The sequence below is a fragment of the Phaeobacter sp. JH20_37 genome, assembly GCF_048056015.1.
Taxonomy (GTDB): domain Bacteria; phylum Pseudomonadota; class Alphaproteobacteria; order Rhodobacterales; family Rhodobacteraceae; genus Phaeobacter; species Phaeobacter bryozoorum.
On sequence record NZ_JAYMWW010000013.1, the window covers coordinates 926,371 to 947,683 of the forward strand.

A 21,313-nucleotide genomic window follows, 5' to 3' on the forward strand; every position below is an offset into this window, starting at 1 on the left:
GCGCCAGTCAGAAGCGAACAAAGGCGGTGGTGCACTGGTGATCGGCCTCCTGAACGCTGAGCCGGTCACCAACGCGATAGGCATTTGTCCGTTTCAGCCAACTGTCGGGACGATCACTTGCAACCGGGTTCAGGCTGAAATGCACGGTGGATTTACGGTTCACGGCGACGCCCTCGCCCATACCGCGCGCGACATAGATGCTCTGCCCCCAGTCGGCACCAAGCGCGCGGCGCGCGTAGTCCGCCGCGCCACACCAGAATGCCGAGCGCACTGCGCCCTGCGGCGGGACCACTTCGAAACTGCCGTCAGGAAGAGCAAAGACACGCGCCTGATCGACGGTCACATGACCTGTCGGGGTTGCTTCGGCGCAGGCTGACAGCGCAAGCGCCGCCGCAATAGTCACAGAAAATAGTCGCATGATGCCTATCCTTGATGAGTAATTCAGCCCGCGGCTCTGAGGATGCGCGCGCAAGCTGACCTGCGATCTGCGCGAAGCCCACAGGTTAGAGATAGAGGGCCACCGGCAGGATTCCAGATACCGCCGACCACGGCCAGTCACAACTGTTCACATTCAACGCTGCCGAAACAGGCCCATCACCTGCGCAACCAATCGGGCACTCGCCGCGTTGAGCGGTCAAACAACCACAAGACAGAGGATCCTCTCATGGCTCAGAAAACCCTGTTCATCACCGGCGCATCCAGCGGCATCGGCGCAGCAACCGCGCGTGCGGCCCACAAGGCAGGCTGGAACGTCGGCCTGTTCGCCCGGTCCGAAGACAAGCTCAACAGCCTCGCCGAGGAACTGGGCGACGGCGCCCTGGCCTTGCCGGGAGATGCCACCAAATTCGAGGATCAGGTCGCCGCCCTACAGCATCTGCGCGACAGTTTCGGCCAGATCGACGCAGCCTTTGCCAATGCCGGGACCGGTCTCAACACTCCCGGGACGGAAAACGGCGACCCCTCGGAATGGCATGACATGGTTCATATCAACATCATGGCCCTGCTCTACACGGCAAAAGCCGCTATCCCGCATCTGAAACCGCAGAAAGGACACATCGTGCTGACCGGTTCGGCGGCAGGGCGGGTGCATATCCCCGGCTCCATCTATGGCGCCTCAAAATGGTTCGTCCATGGCTATGGCGGCAATCTGGCCGAAGAGATGAAGGACTGGGGCGGGCGCTGTACCGTGGTTGCGCCGGGGATGGTGGACACCGCGTTCTTCGACGAAGCCAAGCCCGACAAGCTCCAGCCCGAAGACGTGGCCGATGCCGTTGTCTTTGCGCTGGAGGCCGACCCGCGCAATGCCGTGCGGGAGGTCTTCCTGATGCCGACCGGCTGAGGCCGCACGGGCCGCAGCACTGCCGGGAAGTAACGCCCATAAAAACATCCGGAAGGGTTAGCCCTTCCGGATGTGTCACCTCAGGCGCGGTGACGCGGCGGTGCCTATGGCCCGCTCAATGACGTCGGTCGGTGGGAAACGGAATGATTTCAGCTGTTTGCCCTTCGGTTAGGGCGGTCGCCAGCACCTCCAGAACATCTGGATCTGCGGCATCTCCTGCGCCCGCACCAAAGCACTGGCAGGCGCGGTCCATCAACATCGCCCGGGCAGCAGGGGCTTCCATCTGTTCAAGCAGGGCGCGATCTTTGCGCATGATTTCGACAAGAAAGGCATTCGCCTTGGTCAGCGCGCTGAGCGAGCGGAGCTTGTCGTCCAGCACATTAAGTGCCTCGTTCAAATTCGAATGATGCGCCATTGGACCCCTCCGATCTCGCAAAGTTAACATATTGGTAACTTAGGTATTCGCGGCCCAAAAACAATTGCTGACTGTTAGGAATGGTTAACAATGCCACCCAGACAGGCGGGCCGGGCTGCGACGGGCTGGACCCGCAAAATCCATGCCGAACCGCCCCCTGCTGCAAGGCACACAGCAAAAAGGCGCCCCACCGGGGCGCCTGTTCTGTTCGGATATCAACTGCCGCATTACTGGTCGAGGAAGCTGCGCAGTTTGCGAGACCGGCTCGGGTGCTTGAGCTTGCGCAGCGCCTTCGCCTCGATCTGGCGGATCCGCTCGCGGGTCACGCTGAACTGCTGGCCCACCTCTTCCAGCGTGTGGTCGGTGTTCATGCCGATGCCAAAACGCATCCGCAGAACCCGCTCCTCACGCGGGGTGAGCGAAGCCAGCACGCGGGTGGTGGTTTCCTTGAGGTTTTCCTGAATGGCGCTGTCGAGCGGCAGCACGGCATTCTTGTCCTCGATGAAATCGCCCAGCTGGCTGTCTTCCTCGTCCCCGATCGGGGTTTCGAGAGAGATCGGCTCCTTGGCGATTTTCATCACCTTACGGACCTTCTCCAGCGGCATCTGGAGCTTTTCGGCCAGTTCTTCCGGCGTCGGCTCGCGGCCGATTTCATGCAGCATCTGGCGGCCGGTGCGGACCAGCTTGTTGATTGTCTCGATCATATGGACCGGAATACGAATGGTCCGGGCCTGATCCGCGATGGAGCGGGTGATCGCCTGACGGATCCACCAGGTCGCATAGGTCGAGAACTTGTAACCGCGGCGGTATTCGAATTTATCCACCGCCTTCATCAGGCCGATGTTGCCTTCCTGAATGAGGTCAAGGAACTGCAGGCCGCGGTTGGTGTATTTCTTGGCGATCGAGATCACCAGACGCAGGTTGGCCTCAACCATTTCCTTCTTCGCCTGACGGGCTTCTTTCTCGCCCTTCTGGACCTGCTGCACGATGCGGCGGAATTCAGAGATGTCGAGACCGACATACTGACCGACCTGCGCCATATCGGCGCGCAGCTCTTCGACCTTGTCGGTGGAACGTTCGACAAACATCTGCCAGCCCCGTCCCGGCTTCTCCGCCATATCGGCCAGCCAGTTCGGATCCAGCTCGCGGCCACGGTAGGCATCCACGAACTCGCGACGGTTGATACGGGCCTGATCCGCCAGTTTCACCATCGAGCTGTCGATCTGCATGACACGGCGGTTGATGCCATAAAGCTGGTCGATCAGCGCTTCGATCCGGTTGTTGTGCAGGTGCAACTCGTTGACCAGCAGAACAATTTCAGACCGCAGAGACTGATAGATCTGCTCATCCTGCGCGCTGAAAGAGCCATCTTCGTTCAGGGTGGCCGAAATCCGGCTGTCCTGCATTTCGCTCAGCTGTGCATAGTCGGAGGAGATCTGTTCCAGCGTGGTCAGCACCTTGTCCTTCAGCGCCGCTTCCATCGCGGCAAGGGACATGTTGGCCTGATCGTCCTCGTCCTCGTCGTCGTCCGATGCAATCGGGTTGCCGTCAGCGTCGAGCTCTGGACCGGTGTCTTTCGCCACAGGTTTGCTCGCGGCAACGACAGAGGTATCCACCACCGGCTCTCCAACCTCACCGTCTTCGTCCAGCTGGTTGCCGAACGTCGCCTCAAGGTCGATCACATCGCGCAGCAGAATGTCTTCGGACAGAAGTTCGTCATGCCAGATGGTGATCGCCTGAAAGGTCAGCGGGCTCTCGCAGAGACCGGCGATCATCGTGTTGCGGCCAGCTTCGATCCGCTTGGCGATGGCGATCTCGCCTTCGCGGCTCAGCAGTTCGACCGATCCCATTTCGCGCAGATACATGCGCACAGGGTCGTCGGTTCGGTCCAGCTTCTCAGCTGCCGCGCCAGCCACCGCCACTTCGCGGTTGCTGTCGGTGGTCACCAGATCGGTCGAGCCCTTCTGCTCTTCCTCTTCGGCTTCCTCATCTTCGATGATGTTGATGCCCATTTCGGAGAGCATCGACATCACGTCCTCGATCTGCTCCGAGCTTACCTGATCCGGCGGCAGGACCTGATTGAGCTGATCATAGGTGATGTAACCCTTCTCGCGCGCTTCGGCGATCATCTTCTTGACCTGAGCCTGGCTCATGTCGAGAGAGATTTCGGGCTCCTGATCGTCAGGTTTGCGGTCGTCGGTATCTTTGGCGGCCATTCAATGCTCCTCGTCGGGGCTGGGGCGATTCGGTTTCGCGAATCATTATCGCGATCCGCTGATTCGTCACCCGGTTTACCCGTTTTTCTTTCGCTCTTCCTTAGCAAAACGACCTGACTGCGGCGCAGCGGTCACTTCTTGGAGTAGCCAATTCGTTCCAAAAGGGCTCCGAAAGCGTCGCGTTCCTCACGGTTCAGACGCGCTCCGTTCTCCCCCACATCATATTGCGCTCGGTCTTCGTTCTCACTGCGCACGGCTTTGTTGCGCGCTTCGGCAGCCTGTCCCAGCCGCCATGTCACAGCCTCATCAGCCAGCCCGTCCAGATCCTCTTCCGCCTCGGCCAGCTCTGCATCCAGGCCCCGGCTTGCTTCCAGCTTGGCAAATTCCTCCGCCAGGGTCAGGCTGGCGATTTCCACATCGCCGGGACGACGCAGACAGGGGCTGATTGCCACATGGCGAAGCGCAAAGAGGTTTTCAAGGGCATGGCTGCCGGCAGCCTGTGCAATTTCCTCTTTCAGCCGTTCAGGCGCATCGACACCATGACGCAGCACCAAATCGCGCAGCAGCGCGTGATCCGAGCCGACACAGGCCATGCGTTCCAGATTGACCTCATATTTTGCAATCACCGCCGGTGTGGTGATCACCGTCGCCAGAATCACTGCCTCACGGACGCGCACCAGCGCCTCCTCGCTGCCGCCAGCAAGCAGCGAATTACGGGTCGTCTCCAGCGGCTGTGGTGGGGCGTTCTTGCCGCGCCAGGGCATCCGGGCACCATCGCGGAAACCACCAGCCTTGCGGAATTTTCCAGCGCTGTAATTGCCCTGATTGCCCGCCTGAGCCGGGGTGACGGGCGGCGGCGGCGCCTCATAACCGGGATCAAATCCACTGTCGTAGCCCGGATCGTAGCCGCTATCATAATCGCCATAATCGCCGCCAAAGTCGGGATCGCCCGCTGCTCCAAAGCCCGGATCAAAGCTTGGCCCCGGATCAAAACCGGTATCAAACCCCGGATCCGGCAGCGCGTCGAACCCGGTGTCCAGCCTCGGTGCCGCTGTCGCTTCGCGCGGGCGCCCGCCGCGAAACAGCTGCCAGCGCAGATCCTGCAGATCCTCGCCATAGTGGCGGCGGATCGAGGGATCGCGGATCAGCCGGATCTTGTCGCGCAGCGCCTTGTCCAGCGCGGCCTTGCGCTCGGGACTGTCGAAAACCTTGCCCTCCGTTTCGCGCTGCCACAGCAGCCGCACCATCGGCATCGCCTGATCAAGCACCCTCTGCACCGCCTCCGGCCCTTCGGCTCGGATCAGGTCATCGGGGTCCTTGCCCTCGGGCATCAGCGCAAACCGCAGGGATTTCCCCGCCTCAAGCAAGGGCAATGCCAGATCAATCAGCCGCATCGCCGCGCGCAGACCAGCGGTATCGCCGTCCAGCGCGATGATCGGCTCATCCGCAATGCGCCACAGCATCTGGAGCTGGTTTTCGGTGATCGCGGTGCCCAGAGGCGCCACCGCCGCCTCAAATCCGCCCTCTGCAAGGGCGATCACATCCATGTAGCCTTCGGCGACCAGCAGCTGGCCGGATTTCCCCGACGCGGTGCGCGCAGGCCCGTGATTGTAAAGGCTGCGCCCCTTGTCAAACAGCGCGGTCTCCGGCGAGTTCAGATATTTTGCATTGTCGCGCGGATCCATGGCTCGGCCGCCAAAGGCGATCGCCCGCCCGCGCGCATCGCGGATTGGAAACATGATCCGGTTGCGAAAGGTGTCATAGGGCTTGCCACCTTTGTTCGAGGGTTTGGCCAGCCCCGCACCCATGATCAGCTCTTCCGGCACACCCTTGCCGCGCAGCGCGTCCCATAGGTTCTGCCAGCCGTCAGGGGCAAGACCGATCTCCCAGCGTTCCAGGGCCTGACCCGTCAGCCCGCGCCGCGCAAGATAGCTGCGCGCAGCCTCACCCGACCGCGTGTTGAGCTGAAGGCGGAAAAACCGCACCGCCTGTTCCATCACCTCGGCCAACTGGGCCCGGTGGTCCTGCTTCTGCTGGGCCTTGGGGTCGCGGGCGGGCATCTCCATCCCCGCCTCCTGCGCCAAGATCTGCACCGCCTCCATGAAGCCGACGTTCTCGGTCTCCTGCACGAATTTCAGCGCATCCCCTTTGGCATGACAGCCAAAGCAGTAATAGAACCCCTTGCGGTCATCGACATGGAAACTGGCGGATTTTTCATGGTGGAAGGGGCATGGCGCCCACATGTCGCCCTTGCCCTGATTCGATTTTCGCTGATCCCACATGACCTTGCGCCCGACAACCTGAGAGAGGCTGACGCGGGTGCGCAATTCATCAAGGAAACCGGGGGGAAGCGACATCTCAGTTGCTCTGCAACTGCTTCTGCATCTTCTGGATCTGATCCCAATTCGCCAGACATTGCTGCTCCAGCAGCGCGCCGAAGTCATTGTCGCGCAGATCGCGCTTGCGCAGACTGTAGATATGCGCGGTCAGCTGCGGAATGGCTTTGCTGTACTGCTCGGGCCAGGCGGGATCACTGTCCAGAATCGTCTGGGCAACATCAGCCTGTTTCACACGGTCCAGCCGCGCCTGCTGCACGGCCGCCATGACCTGCCCTTGATACTTGCAGCTTTCTTCTTTTTTTTCAGCGGCATAGGCTGGCGCGGCCAGCAAAGCTGCGACAAGGGCAAGACGGATCATACACTTGGCTCCCGGAATCAGTTGGTGATCCCTGAGATTACCCCCGTGCCGCAACAGCTTCCATCGCTGTTTTCAGATCATCCACAAGTGTCTCCGCCATGGAGCGGAACACCATGATCTGCAGGCTCTTTGGCCCGAGCCGGGTGACCGAGGCCGCCATGTGCTTCAGCTCACATCGGACGGTATGGCCGCGTTTGAACACGGCGGGCCGCAAATCCACCGGGCAGAGCCGTGCCAACACCGCGTCGCCCTGCGCACCTTCCAGAAGCACCACAGCCCAGCCATCGCTCTGATCGGTCAGCGCGGCATGATCTGCCAGCGCAGGATCCGGCCGCACGCCGGACAGCAGCGCCAGCTCACGGCCAAACCAGATAATCCGCGCCCCGGCCTTGCTGTTGCTTCGGTTCGGCATCGGCCAGCGCAGCCCATGCGCGGCCGACAGCACTTCGGAGAGCGCGGCGTCTTGACCGGCATAGGGCGCGAGGGTGGTCATCTCCTCCAGCGTCGCCTCCCTCAGCGACAGATCCCCCACCTGCACAGGCAGCAGCCCCGCACAGGGCGATTTTGCAATCAGCTTAACCACGCGCACGCTCCCCCTCTGGATCAAAGAACACCGGCTCGACAATCTCGCAGAGCACGTCCAGCCCTGCCGTGTGATCCACCATGCGGATCGGATCGCCAATCCGGTCTGGACCGGCCTTTATCAGCGCCAGACCAATCATATGCCCCAAGGTCGGCGAATAGCAGACCGAGGTGACATAACCCTGATCATGTGGCCGGTCGACCGGATCCTCCGGGTCAAACAGATGCGCCCCGGCGGTCAGCTGCTGCACCGCGCCGGTGGGTCTGATCCCGACCAGCCGCATACGCGCCTTGGCGACCAACCCCTCGCGCAGGGCCATCGCGCGACCGACACAGGGTTTGCCGGAGCGGAGCATCCCACCGAACCCCAGATCATGCAGCGTCGCGGTGCCGTTGATCTCGGCATGGGTCAGAAACCCTTTTTCAATGCGCAGCACATTCAATGCCTCCAGCCCATAGGCCCCACCGCCAAGCGCTTCCGCCCGGCGCAGCAATTCGCCAAACAAGCTCTCGCCATAGCGCGCAGGAACCGCCAGCTCATAGGCCTCCTCGCCCGAGAAAGAGATGCGGAACAGCCGCGCCGTGACCTCTCCCAGCGCCACTGCGCCACAGGCCATGAACGGCCAGTCCTCGCTAACAAATGCCGCGCCGAGGAGATCCTGCAACAGCCTCCGCGCCTTCGGGCCTGCGATGGAAAACTGCGCCCACTGCTCGGTCACAGAATGGATCCGCACGTCCCACTCCGGGTGCAGCGCCTGGCTCACGAATTCCAGATGCGCCATCACCTGCCCGGCCGCTGCGGTCGTCGTAGTCATCACATAGTGGTTTGGCGCCAGACAGGCGGTGGTGCCGTCATCCATGACAAACCCGTCTTCGCGCAGCATCAGCCCATAGCGCACCCGACCGGGTTGCAGCGTGGCAAACCCATTGGCATAGACATAGTCCAGTAACCGCGCGGCATCCGGCCCCTGAATGTCGATCTTGCCAAGGGTGGAGACATCCGCCACCCCAACCGCATTGCGCACATACCCGACCTCGCGATCGCAGGATTGCCGCCAGCTGGTTTCACCCTGTTTTGGAAAATAGCTGGCGCGATACCACAGCCCCACCTCCATCATATGCGCGCCCATATCCTCGGCCAGCGCATGGGATGTCAGCATCCGACGCGGCGCAAAGCCGTGATCCTGCACGCCTGCCCCCATCACCCCGATCGGCACCGGCACATATGGCGGGCGAAAGGTGGTGGTGCCGGTCTCGGGAATGCTGCGGCCCGTGGCCTCGGCCAGCACCGCCAGAGCCACCACATTGGAGCTCTTGCCCTGATCGGTGGCCATGCCTTGCGTGGTGTACCGCTTCATATGCTCGACCGAGCGGAAATTCTCGCGCCCCGCCTGACAGATGTCCTTGACCGTCACATCGTTCTGGAAATCCACCCAGGCCCGCCCGCGCCCCGGCACCGACCAAAGCGGCGTCACCCGGCAGGGCGCATCCTCGGCCTCCGGCAGCTCCACGGGCACAGCGCGCCTGCCCAGCGCCTCCAGCGCGCGTGCGCCCGCCTCCGCCCCATCCCGCAAGGCCGCCGCAGTGGAGAAAGCTCCGCCACAGGCCCCGGCAACCGCCAGCCCCGGCACCGCGCCCTCCTGCGGCACAAAACAGGCCAGATCGCGCCGCCAGCGCGGCCGCCCGTTCAGGTGACAGGTCAGATGCAGCGTCGGATTCCAGCCACCGGACATGGCCAGACAGTCGGTCTGCAGCTTTTCCTCCCCCGCAACGGAGCGCAGCGTCAGGCTTTCCAGTCGCTGACGGCCTGAGGCATTGCAGACCTGAGCGCCCCGGATCACCCGGAACTCATCGCTCTGTGGTGCGTCATGGCGGCTGTCGATGACCGCCGCAACATGAACACCCGCCGCCGCCAGATCCCGTGCCGTCCGATGAGCATCGTCATTGTTGGCAAACACCGTCACCCGCTCTCCGGGCGCCACCCCCCACCGATTGAGGTAGCTTCGCACCGCACCTGCCATCATGATGCCGGGTCGGTCGTTATTGGCAAAGGCCACCGGCCGCTCCAGCGCGCCGGATGCCAGGATCGCGCGTTTTGCCACCAGCCGCCAGAAACAGCTGCGCGCAGCCTTGCCGGACCCGGCAGCTGTGGTTTCAAGCGCACCATAGGTGCCCTGATCATAGACCCCGGTCACCGTGGTCGAGGCCATGCGCCGCACATTGTCCAGACTGTCCAGCTCCGCAACCACAGCCGCCACCCAGTCCCGTGCAGGCTGCCCTGCGATGGTCTCGCGCTCGCTCAGCAGGCGACCACCGGGCGCGCTATCTTCGTCACAAAGGATCACATCCGCACCACCCCGCGCCGCCGTCAGCGCCGCCATCAGACCCGCAGGTCCTGCGCCGATGACCAGAAGATCACAGAACCCAAATGCCTTTTCGTAGGTCCCGTCATCCGGCGCCCCGGACAACGCCCCCAGCCCTGCTGCACGACGAATGACCGGCTCGTAGATCTTTTCCCAGAAGACCGCAGGCCACATGAAGGTCTTGTAGTAGAACCCCGCGCCCAGAAACGAGGCCGCCAGATCATTGACGGCCATCACATCAAAGCCCACCGAGGGCCAGCAGTTCTGGCTCCGCGCCGCCAACCCCTGGTAAACCGGCAGGGTGGTGGCGCGCAGATTGGGTTCCTGCGCCGCCCCCTCGCCCAGGGTAACCAGCGCATTGGGCTCCTCACTGCCCGCGGTCAGAATGCCGCGTGGCCGATGATATTTGAACGAGCGCCCGACAAGGTGAATGTCATTGGCCAACAGAGCCGCCGCCAGCGGCTCACCTTCATGCCCCCGCAACACACGCCCATTGAAACTGAAATCGACCTCGCGCGGCTCTGCCATGCCGCCCCAACCTGCAACCCGCATCAGCCCGCCTCCCCGGTTGCCGCAGGCGCGGCGGCGAGCATCTCGTGATTTGAGGTGTCGCGCCGCACCCTGATCCAGCTGCCACAGCCGTGCTGATGATACCACCATTCCTCCAGCGGGCCTGCCGGGTTGAGCCGCAGATGGACATGAGCATGCCAGACCTCGAGGGGCGCGCCCTCCTCCGGCGCCTCCAGCACCGCCCCGCGATAATAGAACTCGCGACGATCACGCTCACCGCAGAGCGGACAGGTAATCCTCATGACGGGCGCCCTTTCACCTTTCCAGAAATACTCAAATACGCCGTCACGCCAGCCACTACGCCGGCGCGGACCACGCGACGGTCAATGCAGGTTATGCTGCGCACCGGTCGCCTCCTCATCCATCAGGCCTCGACCGGTCTCAAACCGGTCCAGCCGGAACGCTGCCGCCGCCTGATGCGGGCGATCCGTGGCGATCAGATGCGCATAACACTGCCCCGAGGCAGGGGTTGCCTTGAAGCCGCCATAACACCAGCCCGCATTGAGATAGAGACCCTCAATCGGCGTGCGATCAATGATCGGCGATCCGTCCGGCGTCATATCCATGATTCCGCCCCAGCTGCGCAGCAGCCGCGCCTTGCCGATGGCCGGCAGCATCGCCATGCAGGCCTCCATCGTGTGTTCCACCATCGGCAGATTGCCCCGCGCCGCATAAGAGGCATAGAGGTCGAGATAGCTGCCAAACACCAGCCCCCCCTTGTCGGACTGGCTGATATAGAGATGCCCCTCCGCAAAGGTGATGACGTGGTCGATAATCGGCTTCAGCCCTTCGGAGACAAAGGCCTGGAGCACATGGCTCTCGATCGGCAGGGTCAGCCCCGCCATGGCCGCTACCTGGCTGGAGCGCCCGGCGGCGGCCATCGCAACCTTGCCCGCGCGGATCAGACCACGGGGGGTTTCCACCCCGATGACCTTGCCGCCCTCGGTCCGAATGCCGGTGACCTCGCAATTCTGCAGGATATCGACACCGCGCTGATCCGCCCCCCGCGCAAAGCCCCAGGCGACCGCATCATGGCGCGCCGTGCCCGCCCGCCGCTGCAACAGCGCCCCCTGGATGGGAAACCGGTTATTGTCATAGTTCAGCAGCGGCACCATTTCGCGCAGCTGGTCACGGGACAGGATCTCGGCATCATCGCCCTGATTGATGATCGCATTCGCCCGCCGCACCGCGCTGTCGCGCTGCGCGTCATTGTGGAACACGTTCAGGATCCCACGCTGCGACATCATCGCATTGTAGTTCAGGTCCTGCTCCAGCCCCTCCCAGAGCTTCAACGAATGAGAGTAGAACTCCGAATTGCCGGGCAGATAGTAATTCGCCCGCACGATGGTGGTGTTCCGTCCGACATTGCCACCGCCGATATAACCGCGCTCCAGCACGGCGATATTGCGCATCCCATGGTCCTTGGCCAGGTAATAGGCCGTGGCCAGCCCGTGACCACCGCCGCCGATGATCACCGCATCATATTCGGGTTTGGGATCCGGATCGCGCCAATGGGCCTGCCAGCCCCGGTTGCCTGTTAGCCCTTCGCGCAGCACACGCCAGCCAGAAAATCGCATCCCCGCTCCCCCCTTTGTATCCCGGTTGATCCCCCGGTCGTCCGCAGGCCAGGCCACCTGCACCCGCGGTGATCTCATGCCAGCCGCCGCGCCCTCTTGGGCGACAGTCTGGCGCGTTCCGCATCCCGATACCAGCCCTGATGCACCGATTGGCCCGCGCCCTGTTCCCGGTTCCAGCCCTGGCCGGGACACCCGTGCCGACCGGCGCTGCACCTGCCCTGATCCGCCCTGGCAAACGACACCGCCCGCTATCAGCAGCACATTCAATACACATGTGTCCAGAGCAAAGAAGCCAGCATTGCCGGATCGCGCCTCGGACCTGGCCAGCGGGCCGCCTTGATCGCAGCGCTACTGCTTTATCGGGGTTTCCTAAGGGCATCGGCGGCATTCCAACGCGTCGCAGCGGACATCCAAAACGCAAGAAACCCCGCCAAGCTGGCGAGGTTTCCTGTAGGTCGGGCGCAAAACCGCGTCAGCGCCCGGTGTGTTTGCGGGGACCCGATCCGGTTCGGGTCCTTCGCGTGACGATCAAAGCCCCTTGGCGCGGTAGCTCTTGGCGACCTTGTCGATGGACACCAGATAAGCGGCGGTGCGCAGATCGGTGACATCGTCGCGGCCATGCCAGACCTCGCGCATGGACTGATAAGCCGTGCGCATAGTGTCATCGAGCCCCGACCGCACCAGCTCCAGCTCATCGGCGCCCCGCAGGTAGCGTTCCTTGAACTTCGGATCCAGCGTCCAGGTCTTGCCCAGGCTTTCCGACAGCGCTTCCAGCTCATCCACGACCAGCTGATGGCGTGCCTCTTCCTGGCGGCGCTGCATCCGGCCAAAACGGATATGGCTGAGGTTCTTCACCCACTCGAAGTAGGAAACCGTCACACCACCCGCGTTGGCATACATGTCGGGAATGATCACCACGCCCTTCTTGCGCAGGATCTCGTCAGCGCCCGCAGTGATTGGACCGTTGGCCGCCTCGATGATCAGGTTCGCTTTCACGTTTGCCGCGTTGGAGAGGTTGATCACCCCTTCCAGCGCCGCCGGAATCAGGATGTCACAGGCCTCCTCCAGCAGAACCGCGCCGTTTTCGACGTAGCGGGCATCCGGGTAACCGGTGACGCCGCCATGGTTGGCAATCCAATGGGACACCGCTTCGATGTCCAGACCGTTTTCATCGACCAGACCGCCATCGCGTTCGATCACTGCGGTGATTTTGGCACCGTCTTCGGACATCAGGAACTTTGCCGCGTGGTAGCCCACGTTGCCCAGACCCTGAACAATGACCCGCTTGCCGTCCAGCTTCCCTTCGAGACCGGCCGCAGCCACGTCCTCGGGGTTGCGGAAAAACTCGCGCAGAGCGTATTGCACGCCACGGCCGGTGGCCTCCACACGGCCGGCAATCCCGCCGGCATTCAGCGGCTTGCCGGTAACACAGGCCTTGGCGTTGATGTCGGTGGTGTTCATCCGCGCATATTGGTCGGCGATCCAGGCCATCTCGCGTTCGCCGGTGCCCATATCAGGGGCAGGAACGTTCTGCGACGGGTTGATCAGGTCGCGCTTGGCCAGCTCATAGGCAAAACGGCGGGTGATGAGTTCAAGCTCATGTTCTTCATACTGGCGCGGATCAATGCAGAGCCCGCCCTTCGAGCCGCCAAACGGCGCTTCGACCAGCGCACATTTATAGGTCATCAGCGCCGCCAGCGCCTCAACCTCATCCTGGTTCACTCCCATCGAATAGCGGATACCGCCTTTGACGGGTTCCATATGTTCGGAATGAACCGAGCGATAGCCGGTGAAGGTCTGGATGCCTCCACGCAGGCGAACGCCAAAACGCACCGTATAGGTCGCGTTGCAAACCCTGATTTTCTCTTCCAGGCCTGGTGGCAGGTCCATCAGGGCAACTGCCCTGTTGAACATCAGGTCCACACTCTGGCGAAAACTGGGTTCTGTTGCACTGCTCATCAGGCTGTACTCCGTGCTTCTGCGTCGACTCAGTGAGATAGTGTTCGGACACTATGACTCTTGGATTAAGAAGGTGCGACCTTTTTGACCATTCTCATGCAAAAAGATTTATTTTTAGGCAATTTGAAAACAGTGGGCATTTGACTGAGTCGCCTCTGGCTCGCAGCTACCGTCGATTTGTTCGCAGCGCCCGAACAACCGGCGCGCCGAGACCTCATTGGGCCTGGAATTGACGACAATTCGCGCGATTTGGTCCGGTATACGCCCCAATTCCGCCACCTTCATAAAGCATTAATAAGTGTGAAATTCCATTTCTGATGGCGCTGTGCCGGGGGGTTAAGCGGCTGGGGGTTCGACTTATGACTACGCGTTTTGACAAGATATCCATCGCGGCTCGAAAGGCCTGCCTGACCGCCTGTGTCCGTGGCGATGCGCGGCTGCGGGCGTTCCGCGCGGATGAATCGGGCGTGCTGCTGAAACCCATGGTGGGATTTCTGCTGTCGATGCTGGCCGTCGGCGGGATCGGCGTCGATCTGATGCGCATGGAGCGCGACCGGACCATCCTGCAATATACGCTCGACCGTGCGGTTCTGGCAGCAGCTGACCTCGATCAGCCACTGCCGCCTGCAGTGGTTGTTCAGGATTATCTCAACAAGGCCGGGCTGAACAAATATTACACCCCACCGGTGGCCGAAACCGGGATCGGTTTCAAAAAGGTGCAGAGCACCATCGACACCACATTTGAAACCCATATGCTGAAATTCTCCAGCGGTCAGGACATGCCTCTCTACGCGACCTCGCGCGCAGAAGAGAGCATTGACGGGCTGGAGATTTCACTGGTGCTGGATGTCTCCGGCTCGATGAACTCCAACAGCCGCCTGACCAACCTCAAGGTTGCGGCCAAAGACTTCATCGACACGATGGTCGCCAATACCATCGACAACAAGATGTCGATCTCGATCATCCCCTACGCCACTCAGGTCAGCCTCCCGGCGGATTTGATGGACCAATACACAACGACCGATGAACACGAATACTCCAACTGTGTGAATTTCACCGGCGCCCATTTCCAGAGCACCGCCCTGTCGACCGGGATCGAGCTGCAGCGCACAATGCACTTCAGCCCATGGTCCAGCGGTGATTACCGTCGCAGCTCGGACCTCGTCGCAAGCCCCGTCTGCGAAGATCGCGCAGACCGCGAGACGCTGCCGCTCCAGAAAGATGCAAACACACTGAAAACCTTCATCGACAACCTCTACGCAAGAGGCAATACGTCGATTGACGTCGGTATGAAATGGGGGACCGCCCTGCTCGATCCCTCCGCCCGCCCGGCCATCAGCGCGCTGGCCTCGGGGGGCGCTTCTATGGTTCCGGCAACCTTTGCCAACCGGCCTGCGAATTTCAACGACAGTGAAACCGTCAAGGTCATCGTCCTGATGACCGACGGTCAGAACACTGCGCAGTATTATGTGGAGCAGGATCACCGTGAGGGGCCATCCGACGTCTGGTACAATTCGGCGGCGACCGGATCCAATCCGCGCTATTCGCTCTATGACCCGCAGCGCGACAAATACTGGTGGGATCGCCTCAACCGCTGGGAAGACCACGCCTATGGTCAGGGCAGCTACCGCAAATGCGACAGCTATAGCTGCTGGTGGCAGGACGAACAGGGCGAGCCTGCCAATGTGCAACGGCTGAGCTACGCTGATCTCTTTGCCGACACGTCGCTGAAGTATCTCTATTCCAACCTCTATGGCGACTGGATGGGGCAGTCCTCGGCGCGCAGCGTCTGGTACTATGGTGTCTATGACTACTGGAACACCAGCGTCAAAAACGCCCGCACCAGCGCCATCTGCACCGCTGCCAAGAACCAGGGCATCGTGGTCTATACCATCGGCTTTGAAGCGCCCAGCGGCGGCACTGCGGTGCTGAAGGACTGTGCCAGCTCGGATGCCCATCACTTTGACGTCAACGGGCTGGAGATCAACGACGCTTTTGCCTCGATCGCCACGTCGATCCGCCAGCTGAGGCTGACCCAATGACCTGTCACCTCCCGCATAAGGGCCTCCATCGGCTGCGCCGGTCGCTGCGCCTGTTTCGCGATCGCGAAGACGGCAATGCCACGGTTGAATTTGCAATCGTGATCCCGGCCTTTCTGTTCCTGCTGATGAATACGGTGGAACTGGGCATGATCACCATCCAGCAGTCGATGCTGGAGCGGGCGCTGGATCAGACCGTGCGCGGCCTGCGCCTGTCGACCGGCGTGCCCAAACAGCACAATGAAATCCGCGATGAGGTCTGTAGCCGGTCCGGGTTTATTCGCGACTGCGGCTCATCGCTCAGGCTGGAAATGGTCCAGGTCGACCCCTACGCCTGGATGCCCGTCGATCCCGAGCCCGATTGCATCAACCGGGTCGAGGACGTGCAGCCGGTCCGAACCTTCGTGACAGGGGCGTCAAACGAGCTGATGTTCATCCGCGCCTGCATGGCGTTCAAACCGGTCTTTCCCCACTGGGGCCTGGCCGATGACATGGACAATGATGCCGACGGCCGAATCCGCCTCTATGCGACCTCCGCCTTTGTTCAGGAGCCTCGGTAAGCCATGTTGACCAATATCCGCGCCCTGTTTCGCCGCTACAAGCGAGAGACCGACGGTTCCGTCTCGGTGGAATTCGCCTTTTACATGCCGCTGCTGCTCGGTGTCTTTGCGGCGATCTACACCTATTTCGATGCTTTCCGGCAGGAAGGTGTGAACCTCAAGGCCGCCTATACGATCTCAGACCTCATCTCGCGGGAGACCTCCACGCTCAACGAGGACTATATCGACAGTATGCACGAGCTGGCCAAGCTGCTGATCCGCGTGGATTCGTCGATCTCCCTGCGAATTTCGGTGATCCGCTGGGACGAGACGGACAACCGCTACTACGTTGACTGGTCCAAGGTGCGCGGCGGACAGTTCGCGGAATGGCAGGACGCCACGATCCAGCAGGTAAAAGCCAACCTGCCAAACATGCCCGATCAGGAGCGGGTCATTCTGGTGGAAACCCGCAACGACATCGACCCTGCGTTCAACATCGGCCTGCCAGCCATGGACATCGAGAATTTCGTCTTCACCCGACCCCGCTTTGCACCACAGGTAAAATTCGAAGGTCAGGATGGCAGCGGCGGCGGCCATGACGACAGCACACCGCCAACAGACTGACACCCTACGGACCACCCAAGAGTGGATCGAACAACAAAGGCGCCTCCGGTATCGGTGGCGCCTTACTATGTTCATCGAACAAATTCGGTCTCAGACCTGTGGTTGTCCCGCCTCACGCCGTGCAATCATGATGGCGAGGATCTCGGCCATGGATTTGCTCTGCGCCCCCGGCGTCACACCCCCAATGCCAATGCGATGTCCCAACCGCCACCAAAGCCCGGGCCGCCAGCTGCGGTCGCCCTTTGAGGCGGTGCGGATCAGAAACCCGTTTGACGGCTTGAACGCAAATACGCCGCGGTCCACCGCGACGACATCTGCGACCTCGGCGATCACTGCCCCGTCAGAGCTACGCAGCACCTGTTCTGTCAGCTCGATCCGCAACGCTGTCGCCTGCCACAGACGCATCGCCAGCCACAGGCAGAAACCGCCGATGGCCAGCAGGAACACCAGCCAATGCGCGGCAGGCGGCGTGGCCAGTGCAACATAGATCACCAGCGCCCCCACCACGACCAGCATCACTGTCGCCAGCAGCCGTCGCGGCGCCGAGGCATTGACGGTTGCCAAAATCTCATCGCTCATCTCGCCCGATCCAGTCATCTCGCCCATCACCTGCTCCCTCAGCCTGTTTGTCGCACCCCGCCTGCATCATGGGGTCGGTCCGGGCGGATGTACCCTGATTGCGTCTGACCGCATAGCCCCCCTGTTGTCGCGGCACCGCTGCACCAGGGGCCGTGCCGCATGCGGCTGTGCGCTCCCGCACATCAGCCGTTAACCGGAAGGGCTTTTCGACACACTCGCACAGGCCTATTTATGACGGAGCAATCAGCAACCGGAGACCCGCCATGTCGATCCGCCCTATCCTAGAGACCCGCCCCGCCACTCCGGCGCTGGAGGGCGCAGGCGTCAAACTGCATCGCGCTTTTGGCTTCCACGACCCCAGTGAACTGGACCCGTTCCTGCTGTTTGACGACTTCCGCAATGACCACCCTGCGGATTTCGAAGCGGGGTTTCCCTGGCATCCGCACCGCGGGATCGAGACCATCACCTATGTTCTGGACGGCACCGTTCAGCACGGCGACTCGCTCGGCAACAACGGTGTCCTGGGCGCAGGTGACGTGCAGTGGATGACCGCAGGGTCAGGCATCCTGCATCAGGAAATGCCAAAGGGCAACGCAAAGGGTCAGATGCACGGCTTCCAGCTCTGGGGCAATCTTCCCGCCAGCCAGAAGATGACGGCGCCGCGCTATCAGGACATCACCGCCAAGGACATTCCCGAGGTCATCGACGATGACGGCACCCGCGTAAAGGTCATCGTGGGCGAGTTCTGGGGCAAGCGCGGCCCGGTGGATGGCATTGCCGCCGACCCGCAGTATCTGGATGTCTCGGTGCCGCCCGGCGTGAAAAAGACCTTCTCCATCGACACCTATCGACGGGCCTTTGCCTATGTCTTTGCCGGTCAGGGCGCTTTTGTCGATGCGGCCCCGCCACAGGGGGTCCTGCTGGAAAAAGAGGTCGCAGGCGAAGAGCTGCATATCCGCGACATGTCAGGCGATCGCACATTGGTGCGTTTTGGCAGCGGCGAGGAAATTACCGTGCAGGCAGGCCCCGATGGCCTACGCTTCCTGCTGATCTCAGGCGCGCCGATCGAGGAACCCGTGGCCTGGCACGGCCCGATCGTGATGAACACCCAGGAAGAGCTGCGGCAGGCCTTCAGGGATCTGCGCAACGGCAGCTTTATCCGTCCGGCGCATTAGACCTCAAACATCACCGCCCCGGCGGGTGCGGCGTCAACAGCGCCGCGCCCGCTGTCGGGCTGTCAGGCGCGCACGGATTTCTGCACCATATCCCAGTAAATCGCCTCGACCTCATCCAGCGACAGACGTCCACCGCTGCGATACCAGGTCATCACACCGTTCAGCATCGCAATCACCGCCAGCGTCGCGATCTTGGTATCGGGGATGTGAAACACCCCCAGCCGCACGCCATCCTTCAGGATGGTCTCCAGCGTATTTTCATATTCGCGGCGCAGGGATTCGATGGCAGCGAAATTGTCCTCTGACAGGTTTCTCAGCTCCATATAGGCGATGAACACCGCATCGGGCCGTTCCAGGTGAAAGCGAATGTGAAACCGGGTAAAGGCCTCAAGCCGCGCCACCACATGGTCCTCGGCACTGCCGGTTGTAACCGCCTGATCGGGGCTGCGCTGATCCCGCCAGGCCTGCAACAGCTCGGTCATGTGACCTTCCATCAGGCTGAACAGCAGGCTCTGCTTGTCTGGCGTATAGTTATAGAGCGCCCCCGCCTGCACCCCGACTTCTGATGCGATCTGGCGCATTGAAACAGCCGCATACCCATGCTGGGCAAACAGCTGCAGGGCGGCGGCACGGATGCGTGGGCCTGTGATATCGGAATGTGAACCTTGGGTACGTGCCATGCCTCAACAATATCTGAACAGATGTTCAGATAAAAGCCCCACTTGTGCCTTTTCACCAATATGTGCATCAAGGGAACAGCGAACAAGGATGGTTTTGATGCAGTTGACCGCAGAGCCCGAGAACCGGCCGCAGATGCCCGCAACTGATGACGAGCGGGCGGCATGGATCAGCAACGGGACCACCATGCGCCTGACCTTGCTGACCGCGGCCGTGCTGCTCTGCGGCTGCGCGCGGGTGCCGGAGCTGGAAGACCGGCTGACCCCAGACCTGCGCGGTGCCGATTATCCGGCCCTTGTTCCGCTGGAGCAGGCCCTGAACCCCGAGACGCCCCCCGCCAAGGAGAGCAAAGCGCTCGAGCAGACGCTGGAGGCCCGCGCTGCCCGCCTTCAGGCCCGCGCCGATGCGCTGCGGGCAGCCCAGCCCTAAGCGACACCTGCCTTGGGCGCCGGTCGAGATGCCCCTGCGCGTGGATCCTGCGCGCTGGTCCCAGCCCCTGCTGATCCGTCTCATGCGGCTGCATTGCTGCCGCCAAAACCCGCTCTTCGGAATTGTCCGCCCGGAGCCGCCGCTGCCGTTGCACCGCTGCGCCGAACCCGCTAAGGCGGGGAGACGTCTTTCGGAATTAAAGGATCCCCAGCTATGACAGAGCCGCTTCGCCTTGGTATCGCAGGTTTGGGCACGGTTGGCACCGGCGTGGTCAAGATCGTCCGTCGGCAGGCGGCCATGCTGGAGGCCCGCACCGGACGCCGCATCGAGATCACCGCGGTTTCGGCGCGCGACGCAAGCAAGGATCGCGGCGTCCCGCTCGGCGACTACGCCTGGGAAACCGATCCCGTGGCGCTGGCAACCCGCGACGATGTGGATGTCTTTGTCGAGCTGATGGGCGGCCATGAAGGCGCCGCAAAAGCCGCCACCGAGGCCGCGCTGGCTGCGGGCAAGGATGTGGTCACCGCCAATAAGGCGCTCCTGGCGATCCACGGTCAGGCTTTGGCCGAACAGGCCGAGGCCGCAGGCCGCGTGATCCGTTTCGAGGCCGCTGTGGCCGGTGGCATTCCGGTGATCAAATCCCTGACCGAAGGTCTGGCCGGTAATCAGATCACCCGCGTCATGGGCGTGATGAACGGCACCTGCAACTACATCCTGACCCAGATGGAAGCCACCGGTCAGGGCTACAATGCCCTGTTCGAGGAATGCGGCCGCCTGGGCTACCTTGAGGCCGATCCGAACCTTGATGTGGGCGGCATTGATGCTGGGCACAAGCTTGCGATCCTTTCGGCCATCGCCTTTGGCACCAAGCCCGCCTTCGACGACGTGCAGCTGGAAGGCATCCAGCGCATCAGCCTGGATGATATCCGCCACGCCGCCGACATGGGCTACCGCATCAAGCTTCTTGGCGTTGCACAGCGCACCGGGCGTGGGTTGGAACAGCGCATGACCCCCTGTCTGGTGCCGGCGGATTCACCGCTTGGCCAGCTGGAAGGCGGCACCAATATGGTCGTGATCGAAGGTGACGCAGTTGAACAGATCGTTCTGCGCGGCCCCGGCGCCGGCGAGGGCCCAACCGCCAGCGCGGTCCTGGGCGATATCTGCGATCTGGCCCGTGGCACTCGTCTGGCCACCTTTGGTCAGCCTGCCACCTCGCTGGAGGATGCCCCCGCCGCCCGCACCAGCCTGGCCGCACCGCATTACCTGCGCCTGGCGCTGCTGGACAAACCCGGCGCGCTGGCCAAGGTGGCGGCGGCCCTCGGCAATGCCGGCATCTCGATCGACCGGATGCGCCAATACGGCCATACCGAACCGACCGCTCCTGTGCTGATCGTCACCCACAAATGCACCTCCAGCACCCTGCAGACCGCGCTGGAAGACCTCGCCAAGACCGATGTGGTGGCAAGCGAACCCGTTGCCCTGCGGATTGAAGAGGTCTGACAGGCCCAAACGCAGAAAAACAACGGTAGCGG

The 21,313-nt window shown here is 62.2% G+C and carries 19 protein-coding genes; 7 read left to right on the plus strand and 12 right to left on the minus strand.

Going from position 1 to position 21,313, the window contains the following annotated elements; all coding sequences use genetic code 11:
• Positions 1 to 7 precede the first annotated feature (7 nt).
• Positions 8 to 418: a hypothetical protein gene (locus tag VWZ87_RS09265; RefSeq protein ID WP_416534805.1), complete on the minus strand. Its 411-nt coding sequence runs from the start codon at positions 416 to 418 to the stop codon at positions 8 to 10.
• 246 nt (positions 419 to 664) lie between these two features.
• On the opposite strand from VWZ87_RS09265, the gene VWZ87_RS09270 reads away from it, so the two are divergent.
• Positions 665 to 1,339 carry an SDR family oxidoreductase gene (locus VWZ87_RS09270; RefSeq protein ID WP_416534804.1) on the plus strand — a complete coding sequence of 225 codons (675 nt, stop codon included), beginning with the start codon at positions 665 to 667 and terminating at the stop codon, positions 1,337 to 1,339.
• A gap of 115 nt (positions 1,340 to 1,454) precedes the next feature.
• Here the strand turns inward: VWZ87_RS09270 and VWZ87_RS09275 are convergent, their stop codons facing one another.
• The 9 genes from VWZ87_RS09275 to VWZ87_RS09315 form a co-directional block, all read right to left on the minus strand.
• Positions 1,455 to 1,754 (minus strand): hypothetical protein, encoded by a 300-nt coding sequence (locus VWZ87_RS09275; protein WP_416534803.1) that lies wholly within the window; start codon positions 1,752 to 1,754, stop codon positions 1,455 to 1,457.
• 227 nt (positions 1,755 to 1,981) lie between these two features.
• On the minus strand, positions 1,982 to 3,970 hold the full coding sequence (gene rpoD / locus VWZ87_RS09280; RefSeq protein WP_340544973.1) for an RNA polymerase sigma factor RpoD: 1,989 nt from the start codon (positions 3,968 to 3,970) through the stop codon (positions 1,982 to 1,984).
• A 131-nt stretch (positions 3,971 to 4,101) separates the two neighbouring features.
• A complete protein-coding gene (gene dnaG, locus VWZ87_RS09285; protein ID WP_416534802.1) occupies positions 4,102 to 6,327 on the minus strand; it encodes a DNA primase in 2,226 nt (741 codons plus the stop codon).
• Between the two features lies 1 nt (position 6,328).
• The gene (locus tag VWZ87_RS09290) at positions 6,329 to 6,667 is read right to left on the minus strand and encodes a hypothetical protein (protein ID WP_416534801.1); all 339 of its coding nucleotides are present in this window, start codon (positions 6,665 to 6,667) and stop codon (positions 6,329 to 6,331) included.
• Positions 6,668 to 6,704: 37 nt separating this feature from the next.
• Complete coding sequence (locus VWZ87_RS09295; protein WP_416534800.1) at positions 6,705 to 7,250, minus strand: sarcosine oxidase subunit gamma; 546 nt, start codon at positions 7,248 to 7,250, stop codon at positions 6,705 to 6,707.
• Entirely contained in the window at positions 7,243 to 10,164 is a 2,922-nt protein-coding gene (locus VWZ87_RS09300; RefSeq protein WP_416536985.1) for a sarcosine oxidase subunit alpha family protein, read from the minus strand. Before VWZ87_RS09300 ends, VWZ87_RS09295 begins: the two co-directional genes overlap by 8 nt.
• Complete coding sequence (locus tag VWZ87_RS09305) at positions 10,164 to 10,424, minus strand: sarcosine oxidase subunit delta (RefSeq protein WP_416534798.1); 261 nt, start codon at positions 10,422 to 10,424, stop codon at positions 10,164 to 10,166. The genes VWZ87_RS09300 and VWZ87_RS09305 overlap by 1 nt, the downstream gene beginning before the upstream one ends.
• An 81-nt stretch (positions 10,425 to 10,505) precedes the next feature.
• A complete protein-coding gene (locus tag VWZ87_RS09310; RefSeq protein WP_340544965.1) occupies positions 10,506 to 11,759 on the minus strand; it encodes a sarcosine oxidase subunit beta family protein in 1,254 nt (417 codons plus the stop codon).
• A gap of 528 nt (positions 11,760 to 12,287) precedes the next feature.
• Positions 12,288 to 13,718 carry a Glu/Leu/Phe/Val family dehydrogenase gene (locus VWZ87_RS09315; protein ID WP_340544963.1) on the minus strand — a complete coding sequence of 477 codons (1,431 nt, stop codon included), beginning with the start codon at positions 13,716 to 13,718 and terminating at the stop codon, positions 12,288 to 12,290.
• A gap of 359 nt (positions 13,719 to 14,077) precedes the next feature.
• Here VWZ87_RS09315 and VWZ87_RS09320 point away from each other — a divergent pair, with 359 nt between their 5' ends.
• Genes VWZ87_RS09320 through VWZ87_RS09330 form a run of 3 tightly spaced genes read left to right on the plus strand, consistent with a single transcriptional unit; the run spans position 14,078 to position 16,920 of the window.
• Positions 14,078 to 15,760: a pilus assembly protein TadG-related protein gene (locus tag VWZ87_RS09320; RefSeq protein ID WP_340544962.1), complete on the plus strand. Its 1,683-nt coding sequence runs from the start codon at positions 14,078 to 14,080 to the stop codon at positions 15,758 to 15,760.
• Positions 15,757 to 16,317 carry a TadE/TadG family type IV pilus assembly protein gene (locus VWZ87_RS09325; protein WP_416534797.1) on the plus strand — a complete coding sequence of 187 codons (561 nt, stop codon included), beginning with the start codon at positions 15,757 to 15,759 and terminating at the stop codon, positions 16,315 to 16,317. Before VWZ87_RS09320 ends, VWZ87_RS09325 begins: the two co-directional genes overlap by 4 nt.
• A gap of 3 nt (positions 16,318 to 16,320) precedes the next feature.
• A complete protein-coding gene (locus VWZ87_RS09330; RefSeq protein WP_340544960.1) occupies positions 16,321 to 16,920 on the plus strand; it encodes a TadE/TadG family type IV pilus assembly protein in 600 nt (199 codons plus the stop codon).
• Between the two features lie 90 nt (positions 16,921 to 17,010).
• Here the strand turns inward: VWZ87_RS09330 and VWZ87_RS09335 are convergent, their stop codons facing one another.
• Positions 17,011 to 17,526, minus strand: a complete 516-nt coding sequence (locus VWZ87_RS09335) for a hypothetical protein (RefSeq protein WP_340544958.1) — start codon at positions 17,524 to 17,526, stop codon at positions 17,011 to 17,013.
• 236 nt (positions 17,527 to 17,762) lie between these two features.
• Here VWZ87_RS09335 and VWZ87_RS09340 point away from each other — a divergent pair, with 236 nt between their 5' ends.
• Positions 17,763 to 18,674, plus strand: coding sequence for a pirin family protein (locus VWZ87_RS09340; protein ID WP_340544957.1), 912 nt, complete (start codon positions 17,763 to 17,765; stop codon positions 18,672 to 18,674).
• Positions 18,675 to 18,736: 62 nt separating this feature from the next.
• Here the strand turns inward: VWZ87_RS09340 and VWZ87_RS09345 are convergent, their stop codons facing one another.
• Positions 18,737 to 19,354 carry a TetR/AcrR family transcriptional regulator gene (locus tag VWZ87_RS09345; RefSeq protein ID WP_416534796.1) on the minus strand — a complete coding sequence of 206 codons (618 nt, stop codon included), beginning with the start codon at positions 19,352 to 19,354 and terminating at the stop codon, positions 18,737 to 18,739.
• Between the two features lie 97 nt (positions 19,355 to 19,451).
• Here VWZ87_RS09345 and VWZ87_RS09350 point away from each other — a divergent pair, with 97 nt between their 5' ends.
• Both VWZ87_RS09350 and VWZ87_RS09355 read left to right on the plus strand, forming a co-directional pair.
• Positions 19,452 to 19,781: a hypothetical protein gene (locus VWZ87_RS09350; protein ID WP_416534795.1), complete on the plus strand. Its 330-nt coding sequence runs from the start codon at positions 19,452 to 19,454 to the stop codon at positions 19,779 to 19,781.
• Between the two features lie 213 nt (positions 19,782 to 19,994).
• Complete coding sequence (locus VWZ87_RS09355; protein ID WP_340544952.1) at positions 19,995 to 21,281, plus strand: homoserine dehydrogenase; 1,287 nt, start codon at positions 19,995 to 19,997, stop codon at positions 21,279 to 21,281.
• The last annotated feature ends 32 nt before the right edge of the window (positions 21,282 to 21,313 follow it).